This window comes from Roseofilum sp. SBFL, from assembly GCF_017746885.1.
Taxonomy (GTDB): Bacteria; Cyanobacteriota; Cyanobacteriia; order Cyanobacteriales; family Desertifilaceae; genus Roseofilum.
This window is the reverse complement of the sequence record NZ_JAGHZH010000191.1, coordinates 1-19,387: the sequence shown is the minus strand read 5'-3', so window position 1 is coordinate 19,387 and position 19,387 is coordinate 1. Positions and strand designations below refer to the sequence as shown.

Here is a 19,387-nt window from a genome sequence, read left to right as displayed (position 1 = left end):
TAGGAAAAACCCTATGTTTCCGATCTCTCGATTAGGGATAGGTCTCGATCGAAGGCGATCGCCTGCATATGACAACGCAGGGGTAGACTAGAGTCTTGGAGTTGTTCTTCCAGGGTTTGGAAAACTGGACGACCGGGCAACCCTAAAGGAAGACTACCATAATAGGGTAGGAGTAATCCGATCACCATTACCCAAAATAGGGGGGTAAACTCTAGGGGAGTGTGAGATCCTATTTTAGAAAGTTTGTAAGGGTTCAGGGGTTGGTGAAAAGTTAGGGGAAAAGGATTCATCAGAAGCTCCTGAATTTTGATCGTTTAAATAGATGGTGCGGATATCGGTGGGTAGAGCTGCTTCTAGGGCAGCAAGTCCTTGTTGTAATTGGGTTTTCACGCTGAAGGGAGAAATGGATTCTCCTTCAGCTTGTAAATAAGCAGCTATCCGGGTTTCACTCCAGTGGAAGGTTTGAGAGAGTAGAATCATTAACCGCAGAACGGGTTCTAATTGATCCATTGCTTGTTCAACATAGCACCACAGAGGGGGAGAACACTCCTGAAGGTTGTAATAAATAGATTCAACCGAGGGCAACTCCATATTGTTGATACAGAACGCAGTGAAGTTAATCAGTGCATTTTGTAAGGTTAGAGGCCGAGAGCCAGGCTGGGTATTACCGGAGTGTAAATGGAGTCCTCCTAGTTCATAATAGATATGTCGCCAGGTGCAAGCAAATAGGTAATCAGCTTGTACTGGCGATCGCGCTGAATGGGAAATAAGAGTATAAACGATGGGATTATAGCGACAAAAGATGGCTGTGAAGTATCGCCCTGACTCTGGATGGCGCTGAAATAAGGTGAGCAATTCTTGATCGCTGTAGTGAGTCAGGGACTCAATTAGGGGATGCTGAGTTTCGAGAAACTGGGGCAAATGCATGGCTATGAGGCTTCACGCTTGCAAACAGGGCATAGGGACTTGACCTCCTCACCTGGCTCAAGGCACGGTGATTCCTAAACCTCACGATTTAGGTTTCTGCTTCTCCCACATCTGCGTACACGACTAACTCTTGTTAGTTATGTTCCCGTCTTACGTTATGTCCACAGACTTTCGACCCAATGAGAGAGTCCCGATTCCGCAGAGCAATGCGGTACGGAATGTTAAAAGATACATGTACTTGTTGCTTAGAGCTTTTACCCAACCAAGCGTTCCTGGTCAGAACCCCATAACCCTAGTTTTCAAGATGTTAATATCGAATGCTTGGTTTTTGCTTTTCGATATCCTTCTACTTTAGCAAAAAGAAGTCAAGCCGTACTCTAGTTTATTGCGGCATACGCAAGAGCGATCGCCAATCGGTTATTATCAAGATTCTGGGCAACCCTAACCCTACATTTAATGAGTTAGTCCAGTTTCGCAACCAATACACAATTAAAGGATAAGGATTTCTATTGCTGATAATGGGCTGGGAATTAGGGAGGACGATCGCCAGAAAATATTCGATCTTTTTTTTACAACTAAACCAGTGGGTCGAGGGACAGGCCTTGGATTATCGATGAGTTATCAAATTATTACTGAACAACATGGCAAAGAATTACACTGCAATTCTAAACTGGGCAAGGGTACAGAGTTTGTGATTGAGATTCCGATACACTAGATCTGTGCCACGTTCCCACTCAACCCATGGATATTACCGCACAACTGAATCAGATTATTCGCGCTATTCAAGGACGACAACTCCAGGAAGCGGCAAACCTTTGCGGGCAGATATTACAGCAGTATCCGCAAAATGGGCAAGCGTGGCATCTATTAGGGGTAACGTACTATAGCGCAGGGGACACAGAAAAGGCGATCGCCGCTTATGAAAATTCCCTCACAGTTGATCCCAATCAACCGCAAACCCATAATAATCTCGCTACTGCCTTAGCTCAAAGCGATCGCCCCACAGAAGCACTCAAGCATTATCAACAGGCGATCGCCCTTGCGCCCGACTATACCGAAAGTTACTATAATCTCGCCAAAACTTACAAAACCCTGGGGAATCTAGATTTAGCTCTTCAGAATTATCAACAGGCACTGCACCTTAATCCTGACTACACTCAAGCGCAGCAAAATTTGGGCAATCTCTATTTAGAACAGGGAGAATATGACCTAGCTATTGTGGAGTTAAAACAGGTTATTTCCCAAGTTCGAGATCGGGCCAGCATTCACTATAGTCTCGCCTTCTGTTACCATCAAAAAAATGATCGAAAAAAGGCAATTTCCCATTACCAAAAGGCGCTAGAACTTAATCCCCAATATACCTCGATTCATGCCAATCTCGCGTCTCTACTCCATCAGGAAAACCAGATCGAGCAAGCCATTCCCCACTATAAAACTGCCTTAAGCCACGCTCCCAATTCACCCAAACTCCACCACGATCTGGCTGTTGCTCTGGGCGCTCAGAAGCAGTTTGAAGTGGCAACCGATCACTATTATCGATCGCTAGAACTCGAACCTAACTCACCAGAAGCGCATAATAATCTAGGGGTGGCCCTAAGTCAACAGGAAAAACTTGAAGAAGCGATCGCCGAATATCATCGAGCGCTAGAACTTAATCCTCATTATCCAGATGCCTATAATAATCTCGCCGTTGCTCTGGATAAAATAGGCGAATATGATGGGGCGATCGCGGCTTATCAAACCTGTATTTCCCTAAAACCTGACTACGCTGAAGCCCACACCAACCTCGGAATAGCGCTCCTACTCGCTGGAGATTTGAGCAACGGTTGGGCAAAATACGAATGGCGCTATCAATGGCAAACCGCCAGCAATCATAGACCTGTTTATCAACCCCGATGGAATGGAGATCCATTTATAGGACGAACCTTACTGTTGTATTGTGAACAAGGTTTTGGAGACTGCATCCAGTTTTTACGCTATTTACCTCTCGTCCAAGAGCGCGGAGGAAAAACAATCTTGGAATGTCCTCGACTACTGATGGGTTTGTTTGAAACCTTTATAGAAGAACATGCCTCAGATCCCAAGAAAAAGGTCAGGTTAGTAGCACGAGATCGACCCTTACCCAATTATCATATCTGGGCCCCGTTAATGAGTTTGCCCTATATTTTTGGAACCACTTTAGATACTATTCCTGCATCTATTCCCTATCTTCGCGCTCCAGTTAGGGCGGATTCAGAAAATTTGTCGTCTTCTTACCCAGAGATGGATCGACTCGTTCCTACGGTAGATCGGGCTATCCGAAAATCAGATCATTTCAAGGTAGGGTTAGCCTGGGGAGGAAATCCCAATCATGGTAACGATCGCCAACGCTCCTGTCAATTCACCGATCTTCTGCCCTGGTTAGACATAGAAGGAATTGACTTTTACAGCTTGCAAAAAGGCGATCGCGCCCAAGAACTTGCAGGAGTAGAAAACATAACCAATCTTGACCCCATTATCCAAAACTTTGCCGATACCGCCACCCTAATTGACGAACTCGACTTAATCATTACTGTGGATACCTCCCTGGTGCATCTCGCGGGAGCCATGGGCAAACCCACATGGTTATTACTCTCCTTCGTCCCCGACTGGCGCTGGATGCTCGATCGCGAAGATAGCCCCTGGTATCCCACCGTCCGCCTCTTTCGGCAACCTGCACGCGGAGACTGGCATTCTGTAATTACTGCGGTTAAAACCCAATTAGTTACCTGTAGGGAGAGGTTCACCCAGGATGTACAAGAGTCGCCCAAATCTCAATTAACCCGCCCCACTACCACCCAGGACACAGAATTAATTGCCTCCAGCGTCAGTGCAGGGGCGGGTTCACCAAACGACTTATCTAACCCAGATCTGCGTGAACCCGCGCCTACCGGCGATCGCAACATCCCCCGAAGCGGAATAGGTATCACTTGGCAACTAGGAAACCATACTGGATGGGGAATATACGGACTCAATTTAGCCCTACAACTGGTGAAAAACCGAGAAACATTCCCTCATTTACTGGTTCCCCCTGGAAATATCCAGAACTTGCACCCCTTGCATCAAGTTCTCTTGCGTCCGGTATTTGAGGAGCAAAAAATCCTTCAGCGCTTCTTAAACCAGTCCTTGGGTAAAGCACTAAAATCTGATTTTCCCATCTTTCATGGTTTAGGTCATGGGTTGGGAAAGTCACCCTTAATGGAGCATGTGTACGGTCATTCTTCAGTAGGGATTGTATTTATTGAAGATACCCACCTGGAGCAACAGGCGATCGCCAACGCCAAAACCTACGATCGCCTAATTGCCGGTTCCAGTTGGAACGCCGAAGTTCTGACCAGTGCTGGAATTTCCCATGTGGAAACTATTTTACAAGGCATCGATCCCACCCTATTTCACCCCGCCGCTAAACTGGGAATTTGGGGTCAAGACCGCTTCGTGATTTTTGCTGGGGGTAAACTCGAATACCGCAAAGGACAAGACCTCATCATTGCCGCCTTCAAAGCCTTTCACCACCGCCATCCAGACGTTTTGCTAGTCACCGCTTGGCATAATGCTTGGCCCAGTTGGATGGTAGGATTAGACACCACTGGGAATGTGGAAGGATTACCTCAAATTAGTCAAGATGGCGTGTTACAAATTATGCCATGGTTGCAGAAAAATGGCATCCCGGCTGAGGCGGCGATCGCCCTCGGTCCCACTCCCAACCACCTCATTCCCCAAATTCTCCGAGAAGCTGACGTAGCTATATTTACCAGTCGTGCAGAAGGAGGAACCAACTTAGCAGCCATGGAATGTTTAGCCTGCGGTATTCCCACCCTTCTTTCTGCAAATACCGGCCATTTAGACTTGCTCAACCGAGGTGCAGGTTACCCCTTAAAAACTCAATATCCCGTAGCTTCTCATCCCCATTTCCAAGGGACAGAAGACTGGGGAAACTCAGATATTGAAGAAATTTTAGAAACCTTAGAATGGGTTTACCACAACCGCACACAAGCCAAAAAACAGGGGAAACAATTTGCCAAGATTATGCAAGCATTGACCTGGGAACAACAAATCCAGAAACTGTTATAGCCCATTGCGCTGTCATGTATATCTAGCCAAAATCAATGAAAATAATTGTATTGAAGTCAATGATATTTGCTTTGAAACCCTTGTACCCAGGCAAGACCCAATAAATAAAAAAATGAAATCACATGAACCTTTTGAATACTCACTCGTATTATATCATACAGAAATCCAGGAATGTTGAATGTTAGTTTAATACCGAAAAAAAGAGGATAAAATATGGTATTTTACCCTCTAAATTTGTGTCAGCTCACTTGAAGCTGACAGGATTTCTTGGTACAATTGAGCGAAGATTTTTAGTTTTTGTAGTCTGTACTAGACCCTTTTACTCCTTTAGCGTTCGGGAAGCGATTCCGTTATTCCACAATAGTGCCTACGGCCCATCTAAAACGGCATCTTGGATATCTTGACGACTCAGGGAATATTTAAAAGCTCTTTTAATATTACTGCCATCACTAGCTGCATTTAAGTAACAAACAATTAACTGTTCGGTTTCTAAATAAATTTGTGCGATCCAACTGTCATGTTTTAATCGCCAACAGTGGAGTTCTTCCCTATCTTGTTGACCGCCAAGTTGAGATAACCATTGTTCAATTTGTGGAAGGGGATGGTTGTATAGGGGAGTGTCGGAAGTAGGGAGGGACATAGACAGAGAAAAAGATAAAAAGCGATAAATCTATGGAGATGGAGGTAAGGATAGGGTGGGTGAAATCAATTCAGGATTCAACCAGGCGATCGCGATCGCCAATCCTAAACATAGCATAAACGTCAGTCCCAGAATAAACAGGGCAAACAGTTCCCCCGACGACAGGGGGCGATAAGGCTCCGCATCGCTGACGCGATCGCGCGAATCGAGATAAGCTGAAGAACGATAATCCTGTGGGGAATTCCCCGATCGCAAATCCACAGGAGGACGCACCACATAAAACCGAGAATAGCCCATGGTGCGATCGTATATCCTCCGACGCTCCGGATTACTTAACACCGCATACGCTTCATTCAGCTCATGAAAACGCCGCGTTGCCACCTCTGGATCTAAATCCGTCGTATCGGGATGATAGCGCTTGCTCAACTCCCAATACGCACGCCGAATTTCCAACGCAGAAGCCAAAGGATGAACCCCTAATCGAGTATAGTGAGTCGATAAAACCGTCTTTTGACGTTGATCGGAAGAACTAGAAGAAGAATGATTCACGGATGAGCGTTTAGATAATAAAACTGAACAAATTTAAGGGATTTTGAATGAGCTTAAGCAAGGATGGGGTTATTGTATCAGATGCGATCGCCTATGAGTTTACCCTACCAGATAAGCTGAAGTACCATGATTAAAGCCCTTACAGGAGTATTACCCCAATGACCTCAGTTAAACTCTCTATTGGTAATTATGCCCCCGTTTTCATACTGCCTTGTCAAATGGGGGGCAAATTTGACAGCCGTCACGCCCAGGGTGCTGCCATGCTCTGGCTATTCTTTCCAGAGATTACCAGCCCAGAGTCTCAAAAACTCCTGTTAGATCTGCAAGCTCTACAGGAACAATTCAAACCCTGGGATCTCACTGTCATTGGCATCAGTACAGATCCCCTAGAATCGCTGATGGAATTTACCCAAACCCATCAATTTCCCTTTTTCCTGATTTCTGACCAAGCAGCGGAAATGATTCAGGGGTTAAACTTAGTGAAGCCTGATTTACCTCCTGGACAAATCCAATCGAAATTTTGCTCTCTTTTAATTCATCCCAATTGTAAAATCCTCAAAATTCATGAGGCATTTGATCCTTCTACCCACGCCACCCAACTCTTAGAAGACTTAAAACAGCTTCTCGCCCCACAAGAACCTCAGCATCTCACACAAATTGCCCCAGTCTTGTTAATTTCTAATGTCTTACCCCCTGAATTTTGTCAAGAATTAATTGAAGTGTGGCGAACCCAAGGTCATGGAGATTCAGGATTCATGGTGCAACAGAAGGGAAAAACCGTAGGTGAGTATGATTATACCCATAAAATCCGTAAAGATCACTTTGTTAGCGATCCAGATTTAATCAATCGCCTACGCTACTTTATGATTCACCGAATTCGTCCAGAAATCCTTAAGGCCTATCATTTCGATTTCACCCGCTTTGAAGATTTTCGTATTGCTTGTTATGAATCGAGTCGGGGGGGATTTTTCCGCAGACATCGGGATAACACGACTGCCGCGACTGCCCATCGTCGATTTGCCATGACTTTAAACTTAAATACTGAAGAGTATGAAGGTGGATATTTGCGCTTTCCAGAATATGGGCCACATTTGTATCGCCCAGAAACGGGTAGTGCAGTAATTTTTTCCTGTAGTTTGCTCCATGAAGCAACGGATGTGACGGATGGAGATCGCTTTGCCCTACTTTCGTTCTTCTATGGTGAAAAAGAAGCCCAATTACGGGAAGAAATGATGCAGAAGTCAGCCGCAATTTCCTCTTAACTTTCTTAGGTCACTGACCGAGATTTTTAAGATTTAGTCTAATTTGCTTTTTTGAATATGATGCTCAAACTCAAACTCTGGGAAACTCAACTGCTCAAAGTCATTATAATTCGGGCTATTCAAGTCTATCGGCGGGGAATTTCGCCCCTATTTCCTCCCAGTTGTCGATTTTATCCCTCTTGTTCTGAGTATGCTTTGACGGCTGTAGAACGGTTTGGGGCAATGCGGGGTTTACAATTGGCAGGAGCGCGGGTTTTAAAGTGTAATCCGTTTTATCCCGGAGGTTACGATCCGGTTCCAGAAGCACCAAAAGTGAGCGATTAGGAGTTGTGTCTCTATGGTATTAAAACCTTATCAACAGATTCGGATTGAAGATCATCAAGAACCTCTAGTACCGATTCCTTTGGAGTCCTTTGCGGTGGCTACTCCCCATCCTTATGAGAAGTTGGGCGCACCCTATGGGGATAAATCTCCCTATTGGTTACGCAAAACAGTTAGCGATCGCCTCTGGATGGCTCAAAAGCAACTACAAACTCATCATCCAGGTTGGAAAATTGAGATTTTTGATGCCTACCGACCGATCGCCGTTCAAGAATTTATGGTTGAATATAGCTTCATCCAACTAGCTAAAAACCAAGGCTTCAATCCGGAAACCCTCACCCCAGAGCAACGGCAAATCCTTCTAGAGGAAGTGTATCAATTTTGGGCAGCTCCATCGCTCGATTCAGCAACCCCTCCACCCCATAGTACGGGGGCAGCCGTAGATGTTACTCTGGTGGATCAAACCGGAATCGAGCTGAACATGGGATCGCCTATTGATGAAATTTCTCCTCGTTCCTTTCCCGATTGTTATGCCCAAGGGAAAACTCCGGATGAGCAGAGTTATCATAAACACCGTCAACTCCTGAATCGAATTATGGAGTTTGCTGGGTTTAAGCGTCATCCCCGTGAATGGTGGCACTTTTCCCATGGCGATCAATTGTGGGTATGGCTTAAAGTTCAGGAAGGTAGTTGGCATCAGCAGGAGGCGATCGCCCACTATGGAAAAGTACTCTAGTAGGGAGTCGGCAGCAGGGAACAATAGAGTCAGATGTATGCTCAGAGTGTTCTATTTCGCTACAATAAGAGAGAATATGGGAGGCCTCAGATGTTAGAGATAATTGCGATCGTCATCTTTTCCGTTGCCACCTTTGCACTAGCCTATCTTCTAGGGTTAATTGGTATGGCCTTAACTGCTCTTTTTTTCATCCTTGAAGATATCCCTGGATGGGTGTGGACAGCCGTTTTATTAGCATTGACTGTAGCCACGTATCGCGGCTTAAAATACTAAACATAGCGCTCCAGGCTACGCAATAGGCTTACTTTGCAAAAGATTGTATTACTTAGGGATTCATTTTTAATGGTTTGGGAAACAATTACTAATCGGAATATCTGGGTAAGCCTGGGTTTCTTCAATCTCTAGACTTAGATCCCGTTCATCCATTGATAAATCATAGCGAATTTTTACCACTGCTTTTAACTCTAAATTCTCTACATTCACATTATCCCCTAAGGCTTGCAGTCGCAGGGCTTCTAAGGGAATTGTTTCAGACATTGGGGGCAAACTTCCATTCTGATTATTAATTAATCTTGCTCCAGTATTCGTATACAAAGGAACCCAACGATTTTCCTGCAAAGCATAGATCTGATAAACGGCATTCGCATACCGAGTCAGAGGTTTATTGACAATGTTAAGTTGAATCAGTAAGCCGCCTTGTCTAGCCGAAGTTAAACGTGATAAACGGAGTTGAGTTGTCCAATCTTGCTGGGTTTGAACTGGAGAGTAAGTCGCCACAAAATTAGAGGGACAACGGAAAGACTTATCGACGATCAGTTGGGCGAGGTAGGGTGGGAAGAGTTGATCTGGATATAAGGTTTCAAAGGTTTGTTTAATCCCAATCAGATTCGGTAAAGGCGTGGAGAAATCTTTCATTAATTCTCCTAAAAGAATCTCTTCATAGGTGGTATGGGAAAGAGGTTGAACGGGATTAAAACGACCATCAGCCTCAATGATAATTTCTTGCCCTTCCTGCACAGAAACTGCTGCTAAATTTGGTAACTTAGGATTGCTTAATTCAATTTCTCCTTCTAAAACGGCATAATGGGTTTTATTCTCTTCTAGTCTCTCAAGTAAATAGGTTGCATCCCTGACTCTCGACTGAACACTGGAGGTACATCCACTACTGCCTCCATTAACTAACACCTGTCCCTGTTGGAGTTGAAAGCATTGGCTCCCCAGGACAAGAGCTGAATGGCTTCCCAAGCGGGCGATCGCCCCCGTGTTCAATTTCAGTTCGACTCTCGCTCCTGTCGTTTGAATCCGTTCCCCTAACTTCGCTTTCTCGTTTCTCCCCACCAGACGACGATTAATCAACACCTGTTGACCAACAATTTCGGCGATCGTTGCTTCCGTAATCCGAGCACTTTGGGCAATACTGGGAGATAAGGAAGGTTGGGAAATAATGGCTAAACTCACAGTTGCCAAAAATACCCATACCCACCGAGATAAGCGCCCAGATTTTCTCAATTGTCTAACCAACGCAAAAAGTTTACCGATCATATATTTGGGTTAATTGACATCTTGAACATCCTGGGTAATATCAAATCCTTAAATTTTTGCATCAATTTACCCGGGATAGGCAATTGGCTGAGAGCCAATTTTTAAATGCATGTTCATAGGGAAATGATATAACAGCTTAGGACAGACGATCAACCCTCATCAAAGTTCCCCAAATACTTATCGATCAACAGCCCTAACTTTTTGCGTGTTGCTTCTGGCATAGCTCCGGGTTGAGTGACAATGGCATATTTTAAGGCAGAATGGGCATCAGAAACGAAAGGATTCTCATGGAGCCTGCGTACGGTTTCTTCAATCACTTTTTGGGCATTTTCCGCGTTATGATGTAAATTATCCAAAATCATTTCAACGGTTACATGATCGTGATCTGGATGCCAACAATCATAATCAGTAACTAAATTCAGACTGGCATAGGCAATTTCTGCTTCTCTCGCTAGTTTTGCTTCTGGAATGTTGGTCATACCAATGACTGTTGCGCCCCAACTGCGATAGAGTTCAGATTCAGCTTGAGTGGAAAAAGCCGGCCCTTCCATGCACAGATATGTACCATTTTTATGTAGAGTAATTTCTGGTAAGTCTAAACTTTCAATTGCTTCTTCTAGAACTTGACTCAATTGGTGGCAAACGGGATGGCCAAAGGCTATATGAGCAACAATTCCATCACCGAAGAAGGTTGAGGCTCGATGTTTTGTACGGTCAATAAATTGGTGCGAAATCACTAAATCACGGGGTTTTATTTCTGCTTTCAGAGAGCCAACGGCTGAGGCAGAAATGAGATATTCAATTCCTAATTTTTTCATCGCATAAATATTGGCTCGAAAAGGGACTTCTGAGGGCATCAAATGATGACCTCGACCATGACGGGAGAGAAACACGACCTGAGCGCCTGAAAGCTGACCAACAATCAGAGCATCTGATGGAGCACCAAAAGGAGTTTCGATTTCGATTTCTTGCACATTTTGCAGGGCTTCCATCTGATAGAGTCCACTGCCACCAATAATGCCAATTTTAGAGCGAATTTCTGTTGAGTGAGTCATAGAAAAGAAGAGTCAAAAAAAGGACTTCTGACCTACCTTATCATCAAACTTGGATCATTTATAGTGCTTTGCGCTAGGCAATCGCCAATAGAGGAGGAGCGCATTTTATGTTACTCTGTAGTTCAAGTTATGATAAGCGTTCGCCAAGCGCGAAACGGAGTTTTATCGCTGTGACCCTCAATCCTCCTGATACCCTAAAACAAAAACCACAAACTGACCCCAAAGCCGGTCAACCTGCGACTCGGATTTTTGTATCTACGTTCATCACCATTTTCTTAGCCGAGATTGGGGATAAAACTCAAGTTACAACCCTGCTGATGACCGCAGAATCCCATGCTCCTTGGATTGTTTTCCTGGGTGCGGGTAGTGCTTTAGTTTTAACCAGTTTTCTAGGAGTTTGGTTAGGTCAATGGTTAGCCTCCCATCTGACTCCCCGTCTGCTCGATACCTTGGCTGGAGGGGTTTTGTTGGTTATTTCCGTGGCTTTGTTGTGGGATATGTTACAGATTTAAGGGGAGAGAGAAAGGTTAATAAAAAGAAGGAAGGTAATTGCCGAAATTGACAAGTCAGTCCCTAATTTGTATTATAATGTAGTATAATAAGAGCTTCCTCTATTTGAAGATTCATGACTCCAAAACGTTTAACTAAGATCGGTAAATATCTGAGTAAACATCTGCGTCATCAACCTGAACGGATTGGATTAACCCTAGAATCGGGAGGCTGGGTAGAGGTGAATCAACTGCTAAAAGCTTGTCAAACCAACCAATTTCCCGTTTCTTTTCTAGAATTAGAGGAAGTAGTCAAAACGAATGATAAAAAACGATTTTCTTTTAACGAAACCCAGACCAAAATTCGCGCTAATCAAGGTCATAGCTATCCCATTGACTTACAACTAGAGCCGATAGAACCGCCCGACATCCTCTACCATGGCACTTACCAGAAAGCCATCCGATCAATTCTCAAACAAGGACTACTCAAACAGTCCAGGCATCACGTTCATCTGTCCTCAGAGATAGCAACCGCGATCCAAGTCGGTCAACGGCGAGGTAAACCCGTTGTCTTAGAAATTGCAGCCCAAACCCTGCACGATCAAGGCTATTGCTTTTACCAATCTGATAATGGGGTGTGGTTAATAGACAGTGTGCCACCAGAGTATCTCAAAATTATCCCCAAGCCCAAGAAAGAGAAGCCGAAGCTGATAACCGTGTAACGGTTGATTCTTGAGAAAACGCCTTTTTTACTCGTAAACTATGGACTCTTTTTATTTCGATTATCCTCAAAACTCTCCGAACTATAATAACCAAGCTCAAAGTCGAGGCTTATTAAGCAGTGGCTGGCGACCCTTGAATCGTCAATTTGATTGGGAGCATTTTTCCTATTTGCTGGCCAATGACTTTTGGGAACTTAACAACAAAACCATGGGCGCTCTCAGTGACCTAGCTGATGCTCTAGGTCGCAACCAATATGCTTGGTGGGCTAATGTTTTTAATCTCTTTTCTGAAAACACGCGCTATAACCTAGAAGAATATTGGGACTATATTACCCCCCAACCCCCGTTTCCTGACTATCGCTATAAAGACGTACTCATGACGGAAACCCCTGTAGTACAATCGGTAAGTCGCGATCACATTCCCATTGATTTTGTCCTCAACCGTCTACAAGAAATCACCGTCTTCAAAATCCTTGCCGTCCTCGACCAACCCAACGTAATTACCCAATACTATCTCGATCGCTATTTCTACTATCCCATCAATCGCTTTAGCCAAACAACCGGCATCAACTCCTCCTCTAGCCAATCCTCCAAAGACTTTTGGGAGCGTCTAGAAATCCTAGGAACCGTCTATGCGTGCTGGGAAAACGCCAAAGTATGGCTACAAATCGAAAACCTGGGACGAGGGAAACGGCGCTATACCCTGATTGCCGACAATATTGCCCCCCTTGTCAATAAAGCCACCTATAACCTCGCCGTGATGCTCAGTGGCTATCAAAGTCGAGTCGGACAAGTACAAAGTCACTTTCCTATCTGCACCTTTCCCACTGACATTCAAGGATTTACTGACCGCGTACAACAAAGCATCCTCGATCAAAAACAATTGGCTATCCTTGTCCATGGTGAACCCGGAACCGGGAAAACCGCATGGACACAAGCTGTAGCCAAAGAAATTCTCATGCCCCTAGGATACGTGATTTTCATTCTCGATCATGATGCCGTAGAAAACTTTGTTCCTCCCACCTACCTCGAACAAATTTGTCTGGTCATTAACGAAGCAGATAACCTCGCTCAAGACCGTGCTGTCACCGCCAAGCAAGACAACACTAAAACCGAACATATCTTGAGTTTATTAGATGGAACCCTCTATCAAAGTGTCATTGATGAAGACGGGATTCAACTACAACAGAGCCTCGTGGTAATGATGACTTGCAATACCACAGAGCGACTCGATCGCGCTATGCTCCGTAAAGGTCGAATCGATCTGATGCATCACTTTACCCATCATTTTGTCTCATAGATTTCTTACAGAAGTCAGGCAAAAGGCAAAAGGCAAGAGGCAAGAGTCATAAAAATATTATGATTAATGTATTATCTAGGAGAACTCGCCTCTACTCCCTATTCCCTACTCCCTACTCCCTATTCCCTATTCCCTACGAGATGTCCGGTTTAGCCCTCCATACCACTAGCCCCCAACTCGGTTTAGCTCTCCAAGACCAAACGGGAAATACTCGCTTCCAAATCTGGAACCTCGGCCATGAAACCTCTAACCAACTACACCATTTACTCGGAACCTTCATTCAACCCTTAAATTGGCAAAACTTAAGCTGGTTAGCTGTTGCTAAAGGCCCTGGTGGCTTTACCGGGACTCGCCTAGGTATGGTCACTGCTCGTACCCTGGCCCAACAGCTTCATTTACCCTTGTTTGCTATTTCTTCCCTAGCTGCTGTAGCCTGGTTTCACCGAGAGCAACATCCAGTCATCGCTGTAGAAATGCCTGCACAACGAGGAGAGCGGTTTGGTGCAATTTATCAGGTTAACACCTATCCCATTATCCCTCTCATTCCGGATCAAGTGTTTACCCCCGAAGGATGGGAAAAGACCTTAGAGCAGCATTCATATCCTTTAATTCAAAACCCATCGGATTTAGGTAAAACCGTTATTAGTGTGTTAGAGTTGGCACACTTAGGATGGAAACAGGGAGAACGACACAGTTGGGTGGATGCTCTCCCTTTTTACGGACAACATCCAGTGCAGTAATCTAGAGAAATATAGCGTAAAACATATATAGGGGTGAACAGCCGTTCACTCCTATATTTATCTCTGGTTTTTTTGGGTATAATTTTTAGATGGATTTCAGATTAAACCTCTTTCTTGCTTTTATGCAAACCTGCCATCGCTAATGCAGCTAATCCCAAAACGGCGGCAGTGCTGGAAGGTTCAGGAACTGAAACTATTGCTTCTTACTTTTTTAAAGATTGGGTAAATCTTTCGGTATTTATGGAGAATTGACATCAGCAGAGAGCATGATTATGGGTTATGTCTTCAAAAAGTTTTTTGGGGTTATCTTGTGTACGGTTCTGGGGACTTATATCTGGAGTGATGTTCTACTCAGTAGTCCTTCCGTAGGTCAGGTTCGATCTTTTGAGGATTGGTGCAAGGATCGGAGTATTTCTGATGCTCAAAAGTATACTGTGTCGGTGTTATTGAAGATGGCGGAAACGTCAGAGTGTGGGGAAGCGCAGCAGGTTTTAGGGGAGTTTGTTAATCTGGATTTAGGAAATCGAGAGATCGAGGATATTGCCCCATTGTCGAGTTTGACGCATTTGAAGGGACTGAATTTGAGTTTTAATCAGATTCGAGATATTACGCCTTTAGGAAATTTAAGTCAGCTCAGTTTTTTATTATTGTCGGGGAATAAAATTGAGAATATTTCACCTTTAGGGAGTTTAGTGAATCTCAGTTATGTAATTCTCGATCGCAACCAAATCCGCAACCTCCCCCCATCTTTCCCCAATTTACGCCAATTGACGGCGTTAGATCTGCAAAATAACCCATTGGTGGAGAAAAAGTGCCCGGTTACTCCAGCGACGGTGTGTTTATTCAGTAATGATGCTTTGGATGTGTTTGCTCAAGCGGAACAAGCGTATCAGCAGGGAAATTTTGAGCAAGCGTTGGTGACGTTTGCTCAGGCTAGGGGAGTGTATCAAGAGAGTGGCGATCGCCGCAAGGAAGCCGATAGTCTCAATCGTATGGGGGATATCTATAGCCAACTGAGCGAATATGCAAAGTCGATTACCATCCGTCGCCAAGCATTAACCATTCGTCAGTCTTTGCAAGATTTACCAGGAATTGGAGAATCCCTGACCAGTTTAGCCGATAGTTATGAGAAACTGGGACAATATCCCCAAGCGCGATCGGCTTTGCAAGCAGCGCTGGAGAATATGAAAGAGCAGGAACAAGGAGGCATTCCTCTGGAAGGAGGACTCTATGAGCTGCCCAAGGATCGAGGTGAATTGTATAATGGTTTGGCGCGGGTGCAGAATAAGATGGGAGAGTATCAAGAGGCGCTAAAGTCTGCACAAACAGCGTTAAAATATTATAACTTGCTCCCGGATGGCTATGAGGGCAAAGACTTTGGACTGGGTAATACCTTCGATCGAATGGGTATTACCTATGGCTATTTGGGACAGGTGCAAGAGGCTCAATCTTTTCTGAATCGGGCGCTTGAGTTAGGAGAACAAAGGGGCGATCGCGCCAGTATAGCCAGTAGCTTAACCCATTTGGGTGAAGTTGCCAGCTCTCAAGGAGAAGTGCAAACGGCTTTAGACTATTATCGTCAGGCGTTAGAGCTACGGAAACAAATTGGCGATCGCGCCGGATCGGGTATAATTCTCAATCAAATTGGCGCACTCTATATCAGTCAAGATGATTATCGTAGTGCTATTCCCCCACTGCAAGAAGCGATTACCCTTTGGGAATCTCTGCGCCCTGGGTTACGGGATAGGGATAAAGTGTCTCTGTTTGAAACCCAAGTGACCACTTATGAACAATTACAACAAGCACTAATGGCTGAAAAGCAAGCTGAAGCTGCTCTAGAAATCGCTGAACGATCCAGAGCGAGGGCATTTGTGGAACTCCTCGCTGCTCGATTAAGCGGCAAGCCTTCAGAAACGTTTGATACTCCCAATCCACCTACTTTAGGGGAAATTCGCCGCATTGCTCAGGAACAGCAAGCCACGCTCGTGCAATATTCTATTGTGGGAGACACTCTATATATATGGGTGATTAAGCCCAATGGACTGATTGAGTTGCGATCGCAAAACTTAGAAGACTTAGGCATTACCCTAGAAGATGCCGCCGAACGTACCCGCGTTGCTGCCGTAACTGGCAGAAGTCGCGGCATTCAACGGGGCGTGAATCAGTGGGTACAAGCCACCCGTTCCGGAGTACAAGAAAATGAAACCGAACCCAGTACCGACACCCAGAAACGGCGCATTAATCGTCGCTTAAAGAAAAGCTACGAACTTCTGATTGAACCTATTGTGGACTTACTGCCCAGCGATCCACAAGAGCGAATTATTTTTATACCCCACGGCAGTTTATTTTTAGTCCCCTTTCCTGCATTGCAAGATCAACAGGGTGTCTATCTCATTGAGAAGCATACCGTACTCACTGCTCCTTCCATTCAAGTCTTGGGACTCGCTCGCCAACGGGCTAGACAATTATCCTCCAATCTCAGCGAAGCATTAGTCATTGGAAACCCAAAAATGCCCAGCCTAGCTGAGTCCCTCGAAGCCGAACCAGAACCCCTCGCTTCCCTCCCCGGAGCCGAAACTGAAGCCATCGTAATCGCTGATTTACTGGGCACTGAAGCCCTGATTGGAGCCGAGGCAACCGAGCCAAACATTACCGAGCAGATGGAAAGAGCATCTTTGATTCATTTAGCCACCCATGGCTTATTGGATGAGCTAGAAGTCCTAGGATTTCGCACGCCTGGAGCTTTAGCCCTAACTCCCACAGGAAATACACGCGCGACTGATGGATGGCTAACTTCCGAGGAAATTCTGGATCTCAATTTAACCGCTCAGTTGGTGGTTCTCAGTGCCTGTAATACGGGACGAGGAGAGATTACTGGAGATGGCATTATTGGCTTATCGCGCTCTTTAATTGCGGCTGGAACTCCTAGTGTATTGGTTTCCTTGTGGGCAGTCCCTGATGCTCCTACCTCCGAGTTAATGCAGACCTTTTATCGGGAACTCCCGACAACGAATAATCGTGCGACTGCTTTGCGTCAAGCCATGTTAACTACGATGGAAACCTTTCCGAATCCACAAGCTTGGGCTGGGTTTACATTGGTGGGAGATGGGCAGTAGTCATGGGGAGTTGGGCACATAGCTTGAAGTCTTGCCCCTAAATCATGCAAGCTCTTGCTATTCGTGCCTATTCCCTAGCGCCAAGCGCTATATTATGATTTTTGTGTATCACCCAATCCAGGCTACGATCGATGACCCTGCCTAAATCTGAAAACCGAGAACTATTAGAGCGCTTAATTTTTGAGGAGCAAATTCCTGAAGATTGGGCGAGGGATGTTTGGGATATGAGTCCCACGTTGGGCGAGACGGCGGCTAAGTTAGTGGATGGGTTTGCTGCTGTGATTGAGTGTTGCTCAGATGAGAAGCTAGATAATTTGGTGCGATCGCTCTATCGTAATCAACTAGAAGAATAATTACGGTCACTCTACCCTATATGTCACCCCAACAACTCGGATTAATTATTGGTGGACTCGTTCCGGCCCTATTATATGGCGTAGCCGGAATATTTGCTAAAGTCAGTACCAGTGCAGGAATGCCTGTAGGCGCTCATTTGATCTGCATTGGTGTAATGGTGAGTCTGGTGGGAGCCATCATGCAGCAAGTCCTACCTGCCCCCCTCCCGTCAACTGGTGCAATGATTTCATCCTCCATGCTTGGCATACTGTGGGGCTTAGGAACGGGGTTTGTCGCCCTAGGGTTAATCAAATATCAAGCTCCTCTGTCTAAGCTGGTTCCCCTCTACAACATGAATACTTTAATTACGGTAGTGTTGGCTTTAATCATCTTTCTGGAATGGAAAACGGTCGATCCACTTAAACTCAGTGTGGGTGCAATTTTAGTGATTGTCGGTGGTTTGCTCGTTTCTAAAGCCTGAATTAATGAATAATTAATTCAATCAAACTGGGGGTTTCCTATTCCCTATTCCCTATTCCCTATTCCCTAAACATGACTGAACTGAAAAACGCAACTGTATTACTAACCGGTGCATCGGGAGGATTTGGTCAGGAGTTTATCAAACAATTGGTTAAGGCAGAAAGTCGATTAATTTTAACAGATATTGATCAAAAGGCGATCGCCAAAACGCTGGAAACCCTGGATATTCGCTCGAGCGATCGAATTCGTGCTACTCTAGAGACCGATCTAACCTCTAGGGCGGGATGTGAGGATCTTTATCAACAGGTCAAAGCGCTCAATCAGCCGATTGATATTCTGATTAATAATGCTGGGATTGCCCTATTTGGGCGCATTGATGAAGTACCGACTCAAAAATGGGAACAACTGATGGAGCTGAATTTGCTTACTCCCATGCGGTTAACCACCCAATTTTTGCCGGAAATGATTGAACGTAAAACCGGGCATATTGTCAATATTTCCTCGGTTGCCGGTTGGTTAGCACCGGGTGGTTTAACCCATTATGCCACCAGTAAATTTGGCTTGCGCGGCTTTAGTGAGGGTCTGCGAGATGAGCTGAAACCCTACAATATTAAGGTTACGGCGGTGTATCCCTATTTTAGCCGGACTCCAATTCTGCGATCGCCCCGCTACGGCACTCTAGCGGCAACTGTTGCCGGTTTCCCCGAAAGTGAAGCCACGAACCCAGCAATGGTGATTGCCAATGTTCTCGAAGGAATTATCAAGAATCGAGCCGCAGTTTTTCCCGATCCAACGGCTAAAGCAATTCATGTAATTAAGCGCTATTCACCCGCCCTATTAGAGTGGCTTACTCAGCGATTAACGCAGAAAATTTCTAAAGGTTGAATGAACCCTGAATAAAGCGCTAGAGCAGAGAAAGAGTCGGTTAGGACAGCGTTCAACACTGAAACCTCAAGGGGTGACAAGGAGGCTCAATGGTAGAGAGAGTGGTGGGTTGAGGAGGCGATCGGTAAAAGAGTAAAGTGGTCGTGTAGAGACCACAAAAATATAAAAATGCTTCCTCAATTGTACCAGAAAATCCTCGAAC

At 45.1% G+C, this 19,387-nt stretch carries 20 protein-coding genes and 1 pseudogene; 14 read left to right on the top strand and 7 right to left on the bottom strand.

Going from position 1 to position 19,387, the window contains the following annotated elements; genetic code table 11:
* Positions 1–11: 11 nt before the first annotated feature.
* Both J7545_RS21890 and J7545_RS21885 read right to left on the bottom strand, forming a co-directional pair.
* Positions 12–188, bottom strand: a complete 177-nt coding sequence (locus J7545_RS21890; RefSeq protein WP_318701725.1) for a hypothetical protein — start codon at positions 186–188, stop codon at positions 12–14.
* 46 nt (positions 189–234) lie between these two features.
* Positions 235–927 (bottom strand): sigma-70 region 4 domain-containing protein, encoded by a 693-nt coding sequence (locus J7545_RS21885; RefSeq protein WP_318701727.1) that lies wholly within the window; start codon positions 925–927, stop codon positions 235–237.
* 496 nt (positions 928–1,423) lie between these two features.
* On the opposite strand from J7545_RS21885, the pseudogene J7545_RS24235 reads away from it, so the two are divergent.
* Both J7545_RS24235 and J7545_RS21880 read left to right on the top strand, forming a co-directional pair.
* A pseudogene (locus J7545_RS24235) lies at positions 1,424–1,642 on the top strand (sensor histidine kinase); the annotation flags it as partial.
* Positions 1,643–1,668: 26 nt separating this feature from the next.
* Positions 1,669–5,016, top strand: a complete 3,348-nt coding sequence (locus tag J7545_RS21880) for a tetratricopeptide repeat protein (RefSeq protein ID WP_318701729.1) — start codon at positions 1,669–1,671, stop codon at positions 5,014–5,016.
* 367 nt (positions 5,017–5,383) lie between these two features.
* Here J7545_RS21880 and J7545_RS21875 read toward each other — a convergent pair whose 3' ends face one another.
* The gene (locus tag J7545_RS21875; RefSeq protein ID WP_318701731.1) at positions 5,384–5,656 is read right to left on the bottom strand and encodes a DUF3143 domain-containing protein; all 273 of its coding nucleotides are present in this window, start codon (positions 5,654–5,656) and stop codon (positions 5,384–5,386) included.
* A gap of 30 nt (positions 5,657–5,686) precedes the next feature.
* Positions 5,687–6,205, bottom strand: coding sequence for a J domain-containing protein (locus tag J7545_RS21870; protein ID WP_318701733.1), 519 nt, complete (start codon positions 6,203–6,205; stop codon positions 5,687–5,689).
* Between the two features lie 158 nt (positions 6,206–6,363).
* Between J7545_RS21870 and J7545_RS21865 the strand changes: the two genes are divergently transcribed.
* The 4 genes from J7545_RS21865 to J7545_RS21850 all read left to right on the top strand — a co-directional run bounded on the left by J7545_RS21865 (position 6,364) and on the right by J7545_RS21850 (position 8,797).
* Positions 6,364–7,467: a redoxin domain-containing protein gene (locus J7545_RS21865; protein ID WP_318701735.1), complete on the top strand. Its 1,104-nt coding sequence runs from the start codon at positions 6,364–6,366 to the stop codon at positions 7,465–7,467.
* Between the two features lie 60 nt (positions 7,468–7,527).
* Positions 7,528–7,791 carry a membrane protein insertion efficiency factor YidD gene (yidD, locus tag J7545_RS21860; RefSeq protein ID WP_413038664.1) on the top strand — a complete coding sequence of 88 codons (264 nt, stop codon included), beginning with the start codon at positions 7,528–7,530 and terminating at the stop codon, positions 7,789–7,791.
* Positions 7,792–7,804: 13 nt separating this feature from the next.
* Positions 7,805–8,524 carry a M15 family metallopeptidase gene (locus tag J7545_RS21855; RefSeq protein WP_318701739.1) on the top strand — a complete coding sequence of 240 codons (720 nt, stop codon included), beginning with the start codon at positions 7,805–7,807 and terminating at the stop codon, positions 8,522–8,524.
* 90 nt (positions 8,525–8,614) lie between these two features.
* Positions 8,615–8,797, top strand: coding sequence for a hypothetical protein (locus tag J7545_RS21850; protein WP_318701741.1), 183 nt, complete (start codon positions 8,615–8,617; stop codon positions 8,795–8,797).
* Between the two features lie 66 nt (positions 8,798–8,863).
* Here the strand turns inward: J7545_RS21850 and J7545_RS21845 are convergent, their stop codons facing one another.
* Both J7545_RS21845 and J7545_RS21840 read right to left on the bottom strand, forming a co-directional pair.
* Complete coding sequence (locus J7545_RS21845; RefSeq protein ID WP_318701743.1) at positions 8,864–10,066, bottom strand: hypothetical protein; 1,203 nt, start codon at positions 10,064–10,066, stop codon at positions 8,864–8,866.
* Between the two features lie 149 nt (positions 10,067–10,215).
* Positions 10,216–11,121 carry an S-methyl-5'-thioadenosine phosphorylase gene (locus J7545_RS21840; RefSeq protein WP_318701745.1) on the bottom strand — a complete coding sequence of 302 codons (906 nt, stop codon included), beginning with the start codon at positions 11,119–11,121 and terminating at the stop codon, positions 10,216–10,218.
* A 107-nt stretch (positions 11,122–11,228) separates the two neighbouring features.
* Between J7545_RS21840 and J7545_RS21835 the strand changes: the two genes are divergently transcribed.
* The 4 genes from J7545_RS21835 to tsaB all read left to right on the top strand — a co-directional run bounded on the left by J7545_RS21835 (position 11,229) and on the right by tsaB (position 14,371).
* Entirely contained in the window at positions 11,229–11,633 is a 405-nt protein-coding gene (locus J7545_RS21835; RefSeq protein WP_318701747.1) for a TMEM165/GDT1 family protein, read from the top strand.
* 113 nt (positions 11,634–11,746) lie between these two features.
* Positions 11,747–12,331 (top strand): RNA 2'-phosphotransferase, encoded by a 585-nt coding sequence (locus J7545_RS21830; protein ID WP_318701749.1) that lies wholly within the window; start codon positions 11,747–11,749, stop codon positions 12,329–12,331.
* Positions 12,332–12,371: 40 nt separating this feature from the next.
* Positions 12,372–13,631 (top strand): AAA family ATPase, encoded by a 1,260-nt coding sequence (locus J7545_RS21825; RefSeq protein ID WP_318701750.1) that lies wholly within the window; start codon positions 12,372–12,374, stop codon positions 13,629–13,631.
* A gap of 59 nt (positions 13,632–13,690) precedes the next feature.
* Positions 13,691–14,371, top strand: coding sequence for a tRNA (adenosine(37)-N6)-threonylcarbamoyltransferase complex dimerization subunit type 1 TsaB (tsaB, locus tag J7545_RS21820; RefSeq protein ID WP_318701751.1), 681 nt, complete (start codon positions 13,691–13,693; stop codon positions 14,369–14,371).
* 101 nt (positions 14,372–14,472) lie between these two features.
* On the opposite strand, the gene J7545_RS24230 is transcribed toward tsaB, so the two are convergent.
* Entirely contained in the window at positions 14,473–14,568 is a 96-nt protein-coding gene (locus J7545_RS24230; protein ID WP_413038665.1) for a PEP-CTERM sorting domain-containing protein, read from the bottom strand.
* Positions 14,569–14,619: 51 nt separating this feature from the next.
* Between J7545_RS24230 and J7545_RS21815 the strand changes: the two genes are divergently transcribed.
* From J7545_RS21815 to J7545_RS21800, 4 genes are all read left to right on the top strand, one after another.
* On the top strand, positions 14,620–17,487 hold the full coding sequence (locus J7545_RS21815; RefSeq protein WP_318701753.1) for a CHAT domain-containing protein: 2,868 nt from the start codon (positions 14,620–14,622) through the stop codon (positions 17,485–17,487).
* Between the two features lie 131 nt (positions 17,488–17,618).
* Positions 17,619–17,840: a hypothetical protein gene (locus J7545_RS21810; RefSeq protein ID WP_318701755.1), complete on the top strand. Its 222-nt coding sequence runs from the start codon at positions 17,619–17,621 to the stop codon at positions 17,838–17,840.
* Positions 17,841–17,860: 20 nt separating this feature from the next.
* The gene (locus tag J7545_RS21805) at positions 17,861–18,301 is read left to right on the top strand and encodes a hypothetical protein (protein WP_318701756.1); all 441 of its coding nucleotides are present in this window, start codon (positions 17,861–17,863) and stop codon (positions 18,299–18,301) included.
* A gap of 71 nt (positions 18,302–18,372) precedes the next feature.
* Positions 18,373–19,185: an SDR family oxidoreductase gene (locus tag J7545_RS21800; protein WP_318701757.1), complete on the top strand. Its 813-nt coding sequence runs from the start codon at positions 18,373–18,375 to the stop codon at positions 19,183–19,185.
* Positions 19,186–19,387: the final 202 nt, after the last annotated feature.